This is a genomic window from Luteimonas sp. BLCC-B24 (assembly GCF_028550595.1).
Lineage (GTDB): Bacteria > Pseudomonadota > Gammaproteobacteria > Xanthomonadales > Xanthomonadaceae > Luteimonas.
In genome coordinates, this window is the sequence record NZ_JAQQGN010000003.1 from 367,324 (window position 1) to 382,664 (window position 15,341).

Below are 15,341 nucleotides of genomic sequence, written 5' to 3' on the forward strand. Positions count from 1 at the left end.
GGGGGCCGTCACCCGCTCCGCGGATCGACGCCGGCACGCGACGCCGCGATCGCCGCGATCCGCGCCTTGCGCAGCGCCTCGCCGACGGCCGGCCCGGTGAGGCCGCGGGCAGCGATGTCGCGTGCGTGGACCGCGAGCGCAGCGGTGTGGGCCGCGCGCAGCAGCGCGCCCTGCGGATAGGCATCCTCGGCGCTGCCCAGGCGGCCGCGCTTGTCGCATTCGCACACCAGCGCGAGCTGGGCGATGCGCTCGGGCTTGCGGAAACCGTCGCAACGCGCGATCAGGTCGTGCAGCGTCTCGTTGCGCAGCTCGGCGATGCGATGCACGTTGAGATGTTCGCGGCAGGCGATGATCGCGAGTTCGCGATGCGCCGCCGGCACCTTCAGCCGCGTGCACAGCGCATCCAGCGGTTTCAGGCCGGCATGTTCGTGGCCGATGTGGCGGGGCAGCGTGTCCTTCGGCGTCAGCGCCTTGCCCAGATCGTGGGTCAGCGCCGCGAAGCCGATCAGCGCATCGCCCGGCGCGAGCCGCGCGGCCATGTCGCTGACCAGTTCCTGGTGCACGCCGGTGTCGACCTCGGGATGGAATTCGGCGCGCTGCGGCACGCCGTAGAGCGCATCGACCTCCGGCAGCACCACCGCGAGTGCGCCGCAGTCGTGCAGCGTGCGCAGGAACGCCGACGGCTGCGCCGACGCCAGCGCGCGCGACAGCTCCTGCCACACCCGTTCGGGCGTCAGCGCCTCGAGTTCGCCGGCCTCGACCATGCCGCGCATCAGGTCCATCGTCTCGGCGGCCACGGTGAAGCCGAGCGGCGCGAAGCGGGCCATGAAGCGCGCGGCGCGCAGCACCCGCAACGGGTCTTCGGCGAACGCCGGGCCGACATGCCGCAGCACGCGCGCCTCGATGTCGCGCACGCCGCCGTAGGGGTCGACGAGGCGGCCGTCGGGCGCTTCGGCAATCGCGTTGATCGTGAAGTCGCGACGACCGAGATCCTGCTCCAGCGTCACCGATGGATCGGCGTCGACGACGAAACCGCGGTAGCCGCGTCCGGATTTGCGCTCGGTCCGCGCCAGCGCGTACTCCTCGCCCGTCTGCGGATGCAGGAACACCGGGAAATCGCGCCCGATCGCGCGGAAGCCGGCCGCCTCCATCGCCGCCTGGGTTTCGCCGACGACGACCCAGTCGCGGTCGCCGGGCGGGCGTCCCAGCAGACGGTCGCGCACTGCACCGCCGACGAGATAGATGTGCATGGACATGGACGGATGCCGGATCACGAGAGGAGCGTCGCCGTGCAGCCTAACGGGCTTCGGCCCCGGACGGTCCGAACTCGCGTCCGGAGGTCGCGCGCTCGGCCTCGTTCATTCGCGAGCGGACGTCGTGGAAGGTCCAGGTCCGGGGTTCGGTGTGCCGGCGGTAATGGCGCCGGCGCAGCCCTGCGATCGGCTCGGCGCGCATTGTTCCAGCTGCGCCCGGTGCCCTGAAGCGCGCTTCACGGCCACGATCGAGCGCGTCGTGCGCTGCACGCGTGTGTGCTTCGCGCACGGGCAGGCGCGAAGCACACGGCCATGCACGTCCTGTACGGCGGGCGCACTAGACTGGCGAACACCCCTTGGAGTGCCGCTGTGCCGCGTCCTGTGATCCCGCGCCTGTGTCTCGCGCTGCTGCTGTGCCTGCCCGCCGCCGCGTTCGCCGCACCGGCGTCCGTGGCCGGTAGCGGAGATGCGGTCGACATCACGCTGATGCTGGTCTACCTGACGGCGGCGATCGGTCTCTCGTTCCTGTGCTCGATCGCCGAATCGGTGCTGCTGAGCATCACCCCGTCGTTCATCGCCGGCCTGCAGGCCGAGCGGCCGCGGCTGGCGGCGACGCTGCGCACGCTGCGCCACGACCGCATCGACCAGTCGCTGGCGGGCATCCTGACGCTCAACACCATCGCGCATACCGCGGGCGCGGTCGGTGCCGGCGCGAAGGCGTCCGATGCCTTCGGCAGTGCCTGGGTGGGCGTGTTCTCGGCGGTGGCCACGCTGCTGATCCTGTTCGTGTCGGAAATCGTGCCCAAGACCCTCGGCGCGCAGTACTGGCGCCAGCTCGCGGCCCCGGTGGCGAGCTTCGTGCGCGTGCTGATCCTGGTGCTGTATCCGCTCATCCGGCTGTCCGATCTGCTGACCCGGGTGATCTCGCGCGGGCGTCAGGCGCACGTGTTCAACCGCGAGGAGTTCATCGCGATGGCGGGCGTCGGCGAGTCGAGCGGCGACATCCTGCCGCGCGAGTCGACGATTCTCCGCAACCTGTTCCGCATGTCCGAACTGTGCGCCGAGGACGTGATGACCCCGCGGCCGGTGGTGGCGGCGCTGCGCGACGACACCCGCGTGTCCGATGCGCTGGCCGACCGGCGCGCGGCGCCGTTCTCGCGCATTCCGGTGTATCGCGACGACATCCACGATGCCGATGCCTTCGTGTTGCGCGCCGAGCTGCTGCAGGCCGAGGCCCGCGGCGAGGGCGACGCGCCGCTGCGCCCGCTGGCGCGCCCGCTGCGCAGCGTGCCCGAAGGCATGGCGCTGACCGCGCTGCTGGAGTTCCTGCTCGACCGCCGTCAGCAGATCGCCCTGGTGGTCGACGAATACGGCTCGACCCGCGGTGTGGTGACGATGGAGGATGTCGTCGAGACCCTGCTCGGGCAGGAGATCATCGACGAGAGCGATCGCGTGTCCGACATGCAGCGCCTCGCGCGCCGCCGTTGGGCGGATCGCGCGGCGGCGCACGGGCTGCCGGTCGATGCGCGCGACGATCAGGCGGGCGGCGGCCGCTGAGTCAGGGGCCGGCGTGGACCGTCATTCGGTGGAATCGACCCGCTCGAATGTCCAGACGTGCGGCACCATGCGCCAGCGGTAGCGTCGCAATTCCACCGCCGCGATCGGCGCGGGCGTGGCGATCTCGGTGCGCTGCGGCGTCTGCCGCCATTCCCAGTCGAGTGCGTCGGCATCGCGTCCTCGGTGCATCAGCGAGGCCTGCGGCAGCGGGCGGCCGTCGGCGTCCAGCGGCACCGCGATGCTCCACAGGGCCTCCGTTTCTCCGGGACGGGCGCGCGCCTGCTCGAAGCCGAGATGACGCGATGAGCGCCAGTCGAAACGGGCCCCGGGCTGCGATTGCGGCTGCGCGCCGTAGGCCACGGTCTCCACGCCGTCCCAGGCGAAGGTCTCCATGTCCATGCCGAGTTCGATCGTCGCCAGCGCGTCGAGGTCCTCGTCGCGCAGGCCAGGTGGCAGGCGGAACGGGAAATCGGCCTCGCCTTCGTCACTGCGCCAGCGGCCGAACAACCCGAGCATCGGCCGCACGGGCACGGCCTCCAGCGCGGGCAGCGGCCGGCCGGCGGCATCGCGCAGCGTGACCGAGCGCAGACGCCCGAACAGCGGCGGTGGGCCGTCGTCCGGGTCGCGGTCGTCGGCCGTCGTCTCGGCCGCCATGGCCAGACGTGCGCGGCCCATGCTGCGCGGCGTGATGCCGAACACCAGGCGCGGTGCGAGCGCCTGCAGGTGTTCCGGCGCCAGCATGTCGGCCAGCAGCACACCGCGCGGCGGCGGATCGTCGCGATACAGCGTCGGATCGTCCGACGGTTCGGAAAACGGCGGCGCCGCGAGCCGCTCGGTCTGGTAGTCCGCCACGGTGGTGTTCGATTCCGACACGTCGAGCATGGGGAGGGTGTCGAGCGCAACCATGCGCAGGCGCTGCTCGGTCGCCGGCAGCCCGTCGCCGGCGGCCACGTCCAGGCGCAGGGCCACGTCGAGCGGCATGCCGTCGGCCAGGCGCACCGCCTGCCGGCCGCTGCCGGTCACGGCGGCGCCGTCGACGTGCATCGCCAGCACGGCCACGCCGTCGTCGACGGCCAGCACCTCCAGGCGCATGTCGACGTCGCCCGTCGGCGACGGTGCACGTTGGCGCAGGACCTGACCCACGCGCAGGCCCTCGGGCAGTGCGCGCACCTGCAGGCCGAGCGTCTGCGGCGCATCCACCAGCGCCTGCGCCGCGCGCGGGCGCTGCTTCAACAATCGCGCCCAGGCGACGCCGTCGACGGCGCGCATCGGACCGGGCGTGCCGTCGGCCGACATCCGCACCTCGAACCCGCTGTTCAGCACCTCGATCAGCGCCGCATCGACGGCGTCGTCGGGATCGAGATCGTCGGTGGACCGCCACTGCCCGCCACCCCGCAGCTGCGACCACAGCGGTCGCGTGTGCAGGCGTTGCTCGCGTCTCGGCCCGGTGTCGAGCGCGAGCCGGTTGAACCCCAGGGTGCGCATCGTGCCGGCATGGCCGGGTGCGCGGATCGTGTGGTCGAGGAAATACACGGCGGATTCGGCGTGGACGCCCGTACAGAGCGCCAGGCCCAGGCCCAGCATCAGGGCGCGCAGTGCGCGCATGGCAGCCTCCATGGCAGTGGGCCGCGACGCGCGCGGTCGGCGCGTCGCGGCGACAGGTGGGTGGCCCGGCTCAGCCGGCCGGGCAGGCGAAGGCGGTCGTGCGCGCGTCGCTGGTGCCGCGCATGCGTGCTTCGAGCGGTGCCGCCTTGCCGTACATCCGCCAGTCGTAGATCACGCTGAATGCCAGCACGCGGGCCACGTATTCGCGCGTCTCGCGATAGCTGATGGTTTCGATCCAGAGGTCCGGGTCCATGTCCGGCCGCTGCGCCAGCCAACGCCCGGTCGGCGTGGGGCCGGCGTTGTAGGCGGCGATCGCCACGTAGGGCAGGCCGTACATGTCCTTCTTCTCGCGCAGGTACGCGGTGCCGATGGCGACGTTGGTCGCGGGATCGTAGAGGCTGTCCGGGCCGCCGTAGGCCAGGCCGAGGCGACGCGCGACCGCCGCGCCGGTCGCCGGCATCACCTGCATCAGGCCGCGCGCATCGGCGGGCGAGCGTGCATTCGGGTTGAACGTGCTCTCGGCGCGGATTTCGGCCGCCACCCAGGCCGGATCCAGCCCCTGGCGACGCGATTCGCGTTCGATCAGGGCCTGGCTGGTCAGCGGAAAGCGCAGCGTGTACAGGCGCGTTTCGTCCGGCTGACGGCCGAGGCCGAACACGCCGCGGTCGTACCAGCCGTTGTCCTGGGCCACCTGCACCGCGATGCGGCGCTGGTCGTCGTCGAAGCGGGCCAGCGCCGCCGTCCACTCGCGCGTGGCCCAGCCCGGCCGATCGATGCGATACAGCGCCATCGCACGCACGATGCCCGGGTCGGTGGCGATGCGCCGTTTCGCGGCCTCCGCCGGTGCGAAGTCCCACGGGCACAGGGCATAGGGCTGGCCGAGCCGGTCGGCGGCGAGAAAGCCGTGGAAATCGGGCTGCGTCGCCGCGCGGCGATACAGCGGCTGGGCCGCCGCGCGATCGCCGGTGAGTTCCAGCATCCGCGCCTCGAACCAGGTCCAGCGCGACTGGGTGCGCTGCGCGGTGCCCATCAGGCGGATCGCGGCCAGCGCGGCCGCCCAGTCGCGGCGGGCCATCGCTTCGCGCACGCGCCATTCGTGCAGGCGCTCGTCGTAGGCGCTGGCCGGCACCTTCGCCAGCAGGCGGGCCGAATCGGGCAGATACGACGCCACCGTCCACAAGGCGGCCTGGTAGAGCACCCGGCCGGTGTCGGCTTCGGTGAAACCGAGCGCCGAGGCGATCGCAGGCAGCTGCGCCTCGGCCGCCAGCGGCTGCTCCCTGGCGAAGCGCGCCAGTCCGTGCGAGGCCACGAGCCGGCTGCGCGCGGTTTTCGGCCACTGCGCGGCGCGGCCGTGCGGGGCCTGCATGAAGGCGACGTAGTCGTTGGCGAGCGCCTGTTCGGAGGCCGACAGGTTGCGCGCGATCGCGCGCATCATCGCTGCGTCCTGCTCGGCCGTGGCCAGCTCGAAGCGTTCCCAGCGCAGTGCGTCGCCCAGTTCGCCGCGCTGGGCGAGGGTCTGCAGCGGGGCGTCGCAGGTGTCGGGCAGCGATGCGCCGCTGCTGCGCCAGATCGCCTGCACGTCGCGGGTCCACTGCGCATCGATCGCGCCCGTCTTCGCGCGCGCATCGAGTTCGATGCAGCGCAGCGCGGGGCTGGTGATCGACGGCGACCACGCCGCGCGCACACCCTGCCACTCGCCTCGGCTGGCCAGCGCGCGCAACCAGCCTTCCCGGAAGACCTCGGCCACCGGCTGGTCGGCGTGCCGGCGCATGAAGTCCTGGCCCTGGGCCACCGGCAGCGTGGCGAAGTTGCGCCGCAGCGTCGCCAGTTCCAGCCAGGCGGCAGCCGGATGCGACTGCATCGCCGGCGCCACGGCCTGCCCACGTTCGGCGGCCTGCATCGCGGCGCGGAAGGCGGCATCGTCGCCGGCCGTCTGCGCGAGCACGGGCACGCTGCCGACACAGGCGAGTGTGGCGGCGAGCGACAGCGCGCAGGCGTGGCGCTTCGCGCGGGCAGCGGCGACGGGGCGGATCGGCATCGGCATCGGCGTCCTGGACTCGGGGGCCGGGGACTATACCCAAGCCCGTCTGAAGCGCTTGTGGCATTCCGCGTCCGGCGTTCGGTGTGCGGCGCTCGCGGTGCGGGGCGCACGACACGGCCGGCCTCGCGTGGCGTGCCCTTTAGACTTGTGCGGCTGCGCACCGGTTCGCGCAGGGACTTCCGCCGGATGCTGACGTGGTCGATGGTGTTGTTTCCGCTGCTGGGCGCGCTGGCCGGCGTGCTCGCCGGGCTGCTCGGCATCGGTGGCGGCCTGGTGCTGGTCACCGGCCTGGTCTGGGTGCTGCCGTTGTTCGACGTGCCGCGCGATGCCGCGATGCATGCCGCGCTCGCCACCGCGCTGGCCAGCATCATCCTGACCGGCGCCTCGTCGGCCCGTGCCCATCATCTGCGCGGCAGCGTGCTGTGGCGCACGGTGGCGTGGATGGTGCCGGGCGTGCTGGTGGGCGCGTGGCTGGGCAGCAAGGTGGCGATCCTGCTCGATGGCGAGGTACTGAAGTACTGCGTGGTCGCCTATTGCGGCATCGCCGGCACCCAGTTGCTGCTCTCGCGCACGCCGGCCGGCGGCGGCGAGGCCGTGGTGCCGCGCGGCGTCGGCCTGACCGGCGCGGGCGCCGGCATCGGCGCACTGTCGTCGGTGGTCGGTATCGGCGGCGGCAGCATGACCGTCCCGCTGCTGGTGTGGCTGGGCGTGTCGCCGGTGCGCGCGGTCGGCACCTCGTCGGCCCTGGGCATCTTCATCGCACTTTCGGCCGCTTCGGGCTATGCGCTGCAGGCGCCGGCCGGCGTGCTGCCGGCGCCGTCGTGGGGCTATGTCTATCTGCCGGGGGCGATCGGCATCGCCTTGGCCTCGGTGCTGGTGGCGCCCTACGGCACCCGCCTGGCGCACGCGCTCAGCGGGCGCGCGCTCAAGCGCGTGTTCGCGCTGTTCCTCTACGCCATCGGCGCGAGCCTGTTGTTCCTGTAACCCTCTTCCGTTTTCCTCGCTGGACCCGCCATGACCGCTTCCGCTCCGAGCATTCCCGCTTCCATCGCCGCGCTGGCGCCGCAGATGACCGCCTGGCGCCGCGAGATCCACGCCTGGCCCGAGCTCGGCTTCGAGGAGGAGAAGACCTCGGCGCTGGTGATCCGTGAGTTGCAGGCGCTGGGGCTCGAGGTGCACACGGGCCTCGGCGGCACCGGCGTGGTGGCGGTGATCGACAGCGGCAGGCCCGGCCTGTCGATCGGTCTGCGCGCCGACATGGACGCGCTGCCGATGGACGAGGACAGCGACCTGCCGTTCCGCTCGCAGCGTCCCGGCGTGGCGCATACCTGCGGCCACGACGGCCATACCTCCGCGCTGCTCGGCACCGCGCGGCATCTGGCAACGCATCCGCCGGCGACCGGGCGCGTGGTGCTGATCTTCCAGCCGGCCGAGGAAGGCGGACGCGGCGCGATCCGGATGATCGAGGACGGCCTGCTGACGCGCTGGCCCTGCGACGAGGTCTACGCCTTCCACAACATGCCGGCACTGGCGACCGGCGAGGCCAGCGTGCGCAGCGGTGCCACGCTGCAGTCGCTGGCGGTGTTCGAGATCGCGATCGAAGGCGTCGGCGGCCACGCCGCCGCGCCGCACCGCGCGACCGATCCGCTGCAGGTCGCCGCGCGGCTGGCAGTGGACATTCCGGCCATCGTCGGCCGGCATATCGACCCGATGGAGGCGGCGCTGATCAACGTCGGCTCGCTGCAGGCCGGCACCACCCACAACATCATTCCGGCGACGGCCACGCTCAGCGGCACGCTGCGCGCGCTGTCGAACGACGTGCACGAGGAACTGCTCAAGCGGCTGCGCGCGCTGTGCGAGGGCCATGCACAGATCGCCGGCTGCCGCATCGACCTGCGGATCCCGCACGCCTGCCCGCCCTGCGTCAACGCACCGGTGCAGGCCGCGCTGGCCGCGGAGGCGATCGCCGACGTGCTCGGCGCCGATCACGTGAAAACCGACCTGCGGCCGTATCCGTTCTCCGACGATTTCTCCTACATGCTCGAACAGTGGCCGGGCGCCTACCTGTTCCTCGGCATGGACAGCGCGATGTGCCATCACCCGACGTTCCGTTTCGACGACGGCCTGCTGCCGGTCGCGGCCGCGGTGTTCGACCGCATCGTGCGACGGCGTCTGGGATGATGCCGCGCGCGCGTGCCTGCGGACCTCGGCACGCGCCGACGGGCGGCGTACCCTGTGCACCGCGCCGCAGGTCCCGCGGCGCGTCGTCTTCCGCGAGTGCCCCATGTCCCAGCGCGACTGGGTGGCCCAGGCCATCCGCAAGATCGAGGCCGATTTCAACCGCTCGGCCGACACCCATCTGATTCCGCTCGCGTTGCCGGGCTTTCCCGGCATCGACGTCTATCTCAAGGACGAATCCAGCCACCCGACCGGCAGCCTCAAGCACCGGCTCGCGCGTTCGCTGTTCCTCTACGCGCTGGCCAACGGCTGGCTGCACGCGGGCAGCACGGTGGTGGAGGCGTCGAGCGGCTCGACCGCGGTGTCGGAGGCCTATTTCGCGCGGCTGCTGGGGCTGCCGTTCGTCGCGGTGATGCCGGCCTCGACCTCCCCGGAGAAGATCGCCGCGATCGAATTCCACGGTGGCCGCTGTCATCTGGTGCCGAGCGCCTGCGGCATCGCCGCCGAATCCGCGCGCCTGGCGCGCGAGACCGGGGGTCATTTCATGGACCAGTTCACCTACGCCGAGCGGGCCACGGACTGGCGCGCGAACAACAACATCGCCGAGTCGATCTTCAAGCAGATGGAGAAGGAGGCGCATCCGGTGCCGGCGTGGATCGTCTGCAGTGCGGGCACCGGCGGCACCAGCGCGACGATCGGCCGCTATGCGCGCTACCGCGGTTTCGAGACCGACGTGCTGTGCGCCGATCCCGAGCACTCGGCCTTCTTCGATCACTACGTGCGCAGCCTGGCGGGCGCCTCGGCCCACGATGACGTGGCGCCGGCACCGCCGTCGCGCATCGAGGGCATCGGACGGCCGCGGGCGGAGCCGAGTTTCATCCCCGGCTGCGTCGAGGCGATGGTCAAGGTGCCCGATGTCCTGAGCCTGGCCGCGATGCGCTACGTCAACGCGCGGCTCGGGCGCAAGGTCGGCGGCTCCACCGGCACCAACGTCATCGGCGTGCTGCAGGTGGCCGAGGCGATGCGCGCCGCCGGCCAGGCCGGCTCGATCGTGACGATTCTCTGCGACGGCGGCGAGCGCTATGCGCACAGCTACTACAACCCGGCCTGGCTGCAGGCGCAGGGGTTCGACATGGCTGCCGCCGACGCCGTCGTCCGCGCGAGTGCCGAGACGGGCGCGGCACTGCCGCCGCTGGGGCTCGCGCGGCGCTCGGGCGATCACTGACGTCAAGCTGGGGTTGACCCCAGGTGCAGCCAGGTTAAGGATTCGTTACAACCACATGGCCGGCGACACGGGGACGCCGGCGACCCCTCACCCAGCACGGAGCGCCTGCATGACCGCGATTCCCCCACGCCACCGGTTGACCGCCGGGGTCCACCTGTCCCTGATGATGCTGATCGCGCCGGCAGTCGCGGCCCAGGATGCGCCGCCGACCGCCCAGGAGGCGCGCACGCTCGACACCGTCCAGGTCACCGGCTCGCGCATCCGCAAGGCCGAGATGGAGACCGCGGTGCCGGTGCAGGTCCTCACGCGCGAGGACATCCAGCGCACCGGTTTCAGCTCCGTCGCCGACATCGTGCAGAACCTCACGGCCTCGGGCGCGGCGCTCAATACCAAGTTCAATTCCAGCGGCAACTTCGGCTTTCCGCCCGACGGCGGCGGCGTCGGCGCGGGTGCGGCGACGGTCGATCTGCGCCATCTCGGCGCCAAGCGCGTGCTGGTGCTGGTCGACGGCATCCGCTGGGTCAACGAATCCTCCGGCTCGGGCGTGGGCGCAGCGGTCGATCTCAACACGATCCCGCTGGCGCTGATCGAGCGCATCGAGGTGCTGGAGGACGGCGCCTCGTCGATCTACGGCTCCGATGCGATCGCCGGCGTGGTCAACATCATCACCCGGCGCGATGCGCAGGGCGGCAGCCTCGACCTGAACTACGGCGAGTACCAGGACCTCGGCGGCGGCACCTGGGGCGCGGACCTGGGCTGGGGCGGCAGCAACGACCGCGCGCAGTGGTTCGCCGGCGCGTCGTACTTCCGCCAGCGCGAGATCTCGTCGGCACGCTTCGCCAATGCCAGCGTGCCGGTGCCCGGCACGGGCCTGGCGAACGGCAGCTCGGCCACGCCGGGCGGGCGCTTCGTGTTCGCGCCTCCTGGCGGCAACGACACCCTCGGCGGCCTGTGCCCGCTGGCCACCGATGCCGCGGGCAATCCGATTCCCGGCAGCGCCACCTGCAACATCACCCTGCCCAACGGCGCGAGTTTCCCCGGCGGCGCGGACGTCGACGACTTCATCCCGTTCACCACCGCCAACCGCTACAACTTCGCGCCCAACAACCTGTTGCTCACCCCATCGGAGCGCAAGTCGGTGTTCGGCCAGGTGCGCTTCGAGTTCACGCCGCAGGTCTCGGGCTTCGCGCGCGTGCTCTACAACGCGCGCACCTCGTCCAACCAGGCCGCCCCCGAGCCGTTCTTCCTCGGCACCGATGCCGGCGTGTACAACCCCTACGCCGAAAGCACGCTGGTGATCTCGGCGCGCAATCCCTTCAATCCCTTCGGCTTCGACCTGACCACGGTGGGCGACGACGCCAACCTGTTCCTGCTCGGCCGGCGTCCGGTCGAAGGCGGTCCGCGCCGCTACACCCAGGACGTGAAGACCTGGTACGCCGCCGGCGGCCTGGAAGGCACGTTCGGCGTGGGCATGCGCACCTGGAACTGGGACGTCAACCTGATGCGCAGCGAAAGCCGCGCCGAGCAGGTCAACACCGGCAGCTACAACATCCGCCGGATCAACGAGGCGCTGGGCGATCCGGACGTCTGCGCGACGATCGCCGGCTGCACCCCGCTGAACCTGTTCGGCGGGCCCGGCACGATCACCCCGGCGATGCTCGCCTTCATCCAGCCCGTGGTGCGCGACGAGAGCCGCAACACCCTGAGCCTGGCCTCGGCCAACGTCACCGGCGACCTGTTCCAGCTGCCGGCCGGCGCGTTCTCGTTCGCGGCCGGTCTCGAGTACCGCAAGTACGAGGGCAGCTACACGCCCGACCCGATCACCGTCGCCGGCGAGTACAACGGCGTGCCGTCCGGCCCGACCCGCGGCGACTACGACGTCAACGAGGCCTACGCCGAAGTCAGCGTGCCGCTGATGCGCGACACCGTGTTCGGCGAGACCCTCGATCTCAGCCTCGCCGGCCGTTATTCCGACTACTCGACCTTCGGCGGCGAGAGCACCGGCAAGATCGGCCTGCGCTGGCAGCCGGTCGACGAACTGCTGCTGCGCATGAGTTACGCCGAAGGCTTCCGCGCCCCGTCGATCGGCGAGCTCTACGGCACGCTGAGCCGCTTCGACGCGACCCTGGTCGACCCGTGCTCGGGCGCCGCGGTGCCGTCACCGGCCTGCGCGGCGGACGGCGTGCCGGCCGGTTACGAGCAGACCAATTCGCAGATCTCGCTGGTCACCTCGGGCAATGCCGATCTGCAGCCCGAGCGCAGTCGCAGCCTGATGGTGGGATCGGTGTGGAGCCCGTCGTTCGCCGACGAGGTGTCGTGGTCGGACCGGCTGGATCTCGGCGTGACCTTCTATCGCCACCACATCACCGACGCGATCCAGGCGCCCGATGCCCAGGCGATCCTCGAGCGCTGCATCGCCACGCGCGAGCCGGCCGCCTGCGCGTCCTACGACCGCAGCGACCGCGGCCAGATCATCCGCTTCGACGCCATCCTGGCCAATCTCGGCACGATCAAGACCGACGGCTGGGATTTCACCGCGGCCTGGACGCTGCCCGCCCGCGACTGGGGCCGGCTGCGCTTCGACGCCAAGGCCACCTGGGTGACCCGCTACGAGCTGGTCAACGAATCCGGCGATGCCGAGCCGCGGCGCCCGGGCGTGGAGGTCAACAACAGCGCGATTCCGGAATGGACCGGCACCCTGGTCACCGACTGGACCCGCGGTCCCTGGTCGCTGGCGTGGACGCTGCGCTACATCGACCGGCTCACCGAGTCCTGCGGCGGCGCGAACGGGTTCGCGATCTGCGACGACAGCGCCAACGACGTCAACGCCCTCGGCGCCACCACCTACCACGACCTGCAACTGGCCTGGCACAACACCGCGTGGCTCAAGGGCACGCGGCTGAGCGTGGGCGTCAACAACCTCACCGGCAAGGAACCGCCGGTGTGTCTGAGCTGCAGCCTCAACGGCTACGACGCTTCGACCTACGACCTGCCGGGCCGCTACTGGTACGCGCGCGTGGGCTTCGACTTCTGAGCCGGCACGTCCGCGCCGGTGGCCGTGGAGCCACCGGTGCGGAGTCAGCGCTCCAGCGCGTGGCCGGGAACGACGAGCTCGGTCGACAGCGCGAGGTGATCCGAGAACGCCGCAGGCAGTGCCTGGGTGTTCGCGCACTGCAGGTTGCCGGTGACCAGGATGTGGTCGATCGCGCGCTGCGGACGCCAGCTCGGGAAGGTGTGCACCGCGCAGGCCGGCGGTTGCAGGCCGGTGCCGCGGTAGAGCACGTCCATCTCGGCGCAATCGGAGGTGCAGTTGAAGTCGCCCATCAGCACCGCGTGCGGATGGTCCGACAGCACCTCGGCAATGAACGCCAGCTGCGAGCGCCGTGACTGCGCCCCCAGCGACAGGTGCGCCACCGCGACCGTCAGGCCCGCGTCGCCCTCGCCGAAGCGACTGATCAGCACGCCGCGCCCGCCGATGCGGCCGGGCAGGGCGTGGTTGATGACCTCGAGCGGCTCCAGCCGGCTCAGCAGGCCGTTCGCGCTCGACGCCACCGCGCCGACGCGGCGGTTGGGCTGGTGGCTCCAGTACTCGAAGCCGGCGCGTTCGGCCAGGTAGTGGGTCTGGTTGGTGAAGCCCGAACGCAGGCTGCCGGGGTCCGCCTCCTGCAGGCCGACGATGTCGTGCTGGCCGGCCAGCGCCGCGATCGCGTCGAGCGCGGTGCGCTTGCCGGTCGGCAGCACGTGCGACCAGCTGCGCGTGGCGTAGTCGCTGTAGCGGCGCGTGCTCGAACCGGCCTGGATGTTCGCGCTGAGCAGCTTCAGCCGCCGCGCACCGTCGGCCGCGGGGCCGGGGGAGGGGGACGCGTTCACGACCGGACGCTTACTGCGCCGCGCGCTCCATCGCGACCAGGTGGTCGGTGATGCGCAGCAGGTCTTCCAGCGAGCGGCCGCCGATCACGCGGTACTTGCCGTTGACCACGATGGTGGGCGTGGCGTCGACGCCGCTGCGGGTCGCGAACTGGCGCGCGCGGCCGAGGTTGGCGTTGACCGCGAAGCTCTGCATCGTGCTGCGCAGGCGATCGGCATCGACGCCCAGGCCGCCGTAGAACGCGACGATGCTGTCGGCGTCGGCGTTCTGGCGCAGCTTGCGTTCGATGTGGATGGCGTTGAACGTGGCCGCGTGGGTGCGCTCCAGCGTGCCCATGGCCTGGGACGCGTAGAACGCGCGCGGGAACTGGTCGCGCTCGTCGAACACCGCCGGCACCGCGACGAAGTTCACATCGGCCGGCAGGCGGGCCTTCCAGGCGCTGACCAGCGGCTCGAACGCCGCGCAGTGGCCGCACCAGTAGGCGAACACCTCGGCGACCTCGATGCCGGCGCCCTGGGCGAAGGGCTGACCGTTGTCGATCACCACGTAATCGGTGCCGGCCACTGGTGCGGGCCCTTCGGGCGCGCGGATCGGCGCATCGGACGCCGTCGACGGTGCGGCCGGCGACGCGGCCTCGCCTGCCGCCGCGCCGGTCTCGGGCGCGGTGCCGCCGGGCGCCGTGGTGGCGTCGCCGGGGCTGGCGGCGGCCGGGGCGACCTGTTCGGTGCCGGCAGCGGCGTCCGCCGATGCGGCCGGCGCCGCCGCGGTATCGGGCTGCTGGGTGCAGGCCGCCAGGAGGACGGGAGCGAGCAGCAAGAGCAGGGAGCGGCGGACGGTCATGGGCATTCTCTCGTGGATGGAGTGCAGGCCGGCAGGCGGCGTGGAATCAGCGCGCAGCGCGTTCGCGGGCAATCAGCTGGTCGGCGATCACGAGTGTGTCCTCCAGCGACCGTGCCATCACCCGGTAGCGGCCGTTGATGATGAGCGTGGGGGTGCCTTCCACGCCACTGCGCATCGCGAACGCCTGCGCGGCGTTCAGTTTTTCTTCGGTTGCGGGGCTGGTCATCGCGGCGCGGAACGCGGCCTGCGACGGCGCCCCGTGCTCGGCGTAGAAGCCCGCGATCGCGTCGAGGCCGGCGCCGCTGCGCGGCAGCCGCGCGCGTTCGTGCACGGCCGAGAACACCGCGCGGTGGGTGCGGTCCTGGAGTCCGAGCGCCTGGGCGGCGAAAAAGCCGCGTGCGAAGGCATCGCCGGCCGAAAACACCGCCGGCACATAGGTCACCCGCACGTCCTCGTCCTGGCGGCGCGTCCAGGCATCCATCAGGCGCTGGAAGTGGAAGCAGTGCACGCAGGCGTAGGAGAAGACCTCGACGACCTCGATCCGGCCCTGCAGCGGTTGCCACGGCTGGCCGTCCGGGATCACGGCGTAGTCGAGGTTCTCGATCGGGGCTCGGTCCTGCGCATGCGCAGGCAGCAGGACGGCGCACGCCAGGAGCACGGCGCCGAATGCGGCGCGCAGACGGCCGAAGCCGGTGGCGACCCCGCGCCTGCGGGCGTCACCGGTGCGGCGGCCGTGGCCATCGGCGTGCGTGGAGGTCACTGGGCCTCGGGCGC

At 71.8% G+C, this 15,341-nt stretch carries 11 protein-coding genes; 5 read left to right on the plus strand and 6 right to left on the minus strand.

Going from position 1 to position 15,341, the window contains the following annotated elements; translation table 11 throughout:
• Positions 1-8: 8 nt before the first annotated feature.
• On the minus strand, positions 9-1,250 hold the full coding sequence (locus PQS31_RS09535) for a multifunctional CCA addition/repair protein (protein ID WP_272762529.1): 1,242 nt from the start codon (positions 1,248-1,250) through the stop codon (positions 9-11).
• Positions 1,251-1,622: 372 nt separating this feature from the next.
• On the opposite strand from PQS31_RS09535, the gene PQS31_RS09540 reads away from it, so the two are divergent.
• Positions 1,623-2,810, plus strand: coding sequence for a CNNM domain-containing protein (locus tag PQS31_RS09540; protein ID WP_272762480.1), 1,188 nt, complete (start codon positions 1,623-1,625; stop codon positions 2,808-2,810).
• A 21-nt stretch (positions 2,811-2,831) separates the two neighbouring features.
• On the opposite strand, the gene PQS31_RS09545 is transcribed toward PQS31_RS09540, so the two are convergent.
• Positions 2,832-4,415, minus strand: a complete 1,584-nt coding sequence (locus PQS31_RS09545) for a hypothetical protein (protein ID WP_272762481.1) — start codon at positions 4,413-4,415, stop codon at positions 2,832-2,834.
• A gap of 70 nt (positions 4,416-4,485) precedes the next feature.
• Positions 4,486-6,453: a lytic transglycosylase domain-containing protein gene (locus PQS31_RS09550; protein WP_272762482.1), complete on the minus strand. Its 1,968-nt coding sequence runs from the start codon at positions 6,451-6,453 to the stop codon at positions 4,486-4,488.
• Positions 6,454-6,642: 189 nt separating this feature from the next.
• Here PQS31_RS09550 and PQS31_RS09555 point away from each other — a divergent pair, with 189 nt between their 5' ends.
• The 4 genes from PQS31_RS09555 to PQS31_RS09570 all read left to right on the plus strand — a co-directional run bounded on the left by PQS31_RS09555 (position 6,643) and on the right by PQS31_RS09570 (position 12,893).
• Positions 6,643-7,440 (plus strand): sulfite exporter TauE/SafE family protein, encoded by a 798-nt coding sequence (locus PQS31_RS09555; RefSeq protein WP_272762483.1) that lies wholly within the window; start codon positions 6,643-6,645, stop codon positions 7,438-7,440.
• A 30-nt stretch (positions 7,441-7,470) separates the two neighbouring features.
• Positions 7,471-8,637, plus strand: coding sequence for an amidohydrolase (locus tag PQS31_RS09560; protein WP_272762484.1), 1,167 nt, complete (start codon positions 7,471-7,473; stop codon positions 8,635-8,637).
• A 103-nt stretch (positions 8,638-8,740) separates the two neighbouring features.
• Positions 8,741-9,859, plus strand: coding sequence for a PLP-dependent cysteine synthase family protein (locus PQS31_RS09565; RefSeq protein WP_272762486.1), 1,119 nt, complete (start codon positions 8,741-8,743; stop codon positions 9,857-9,859).
• 109 nt (positions 9,860-9,968) lie between these two features.
• Positions 9,969-12,893, plus strand: coding sequence for a TonB-dependent receptor (locus PQS31_RS09570; protein WP_272762487.1), 2,925 nt, complete (start codon positions 9,969-9,971; stop codon positions 12,891-12,893).
• Between the two features lie 44 nt (positions 12,894-12,937).
• Here the strand turns inward: PQS31_RS09570 and PQS31_RS09575 are convergent, their stop codons facing one another.
• The 3 genes from PQS31_RS09575 to PQS31_RS09585 are packed head-to-tail and all read right to left on the minus strand — an operon-like array spanning position 12,938 to position 15,327.
• On the minus strand, positions 12,938-13,729 hold the full coding sequence (locus tag PQS31_RS09575) for an endonuclease/exonuclease/phosphatase family protein (protein WP_336314344.1): 792 nt from the start codon (positions 13,727-13,729) through the stop codon (positions 12,938-12,940).
• A 10-nt stretch (positions 13,730-13,739) separates the two neighbouring features.
• Positions 13,740-14,567 (minus strand): thiol:disulfide interchange protein DsbA/DsbL, encoded by an 828-nt coding sequence (locus PQS31_RS09580; RefSeq protein ID WP_272762488.1) that lies wholly within the window; start codon positions 14,565-14,567, stop codon positions 13,740-13,742.
• 46 nt (positions 14,568-14,613) lie between these two features.
• Positions 14,614-15,327: a thiol:disulfide interchange protein DsbA/DsbL gene (locus PQS31_RS09585; RefSeq protein WP_272762489.1), complete on the minus strand. Its 714-nt coding sequence runs from the start codon at positions 15,325-15,327 to the stop codon at positions 14,614-14,616.
• Positions 15,328-15,341 lie beyond the last annotated feature (14 nt).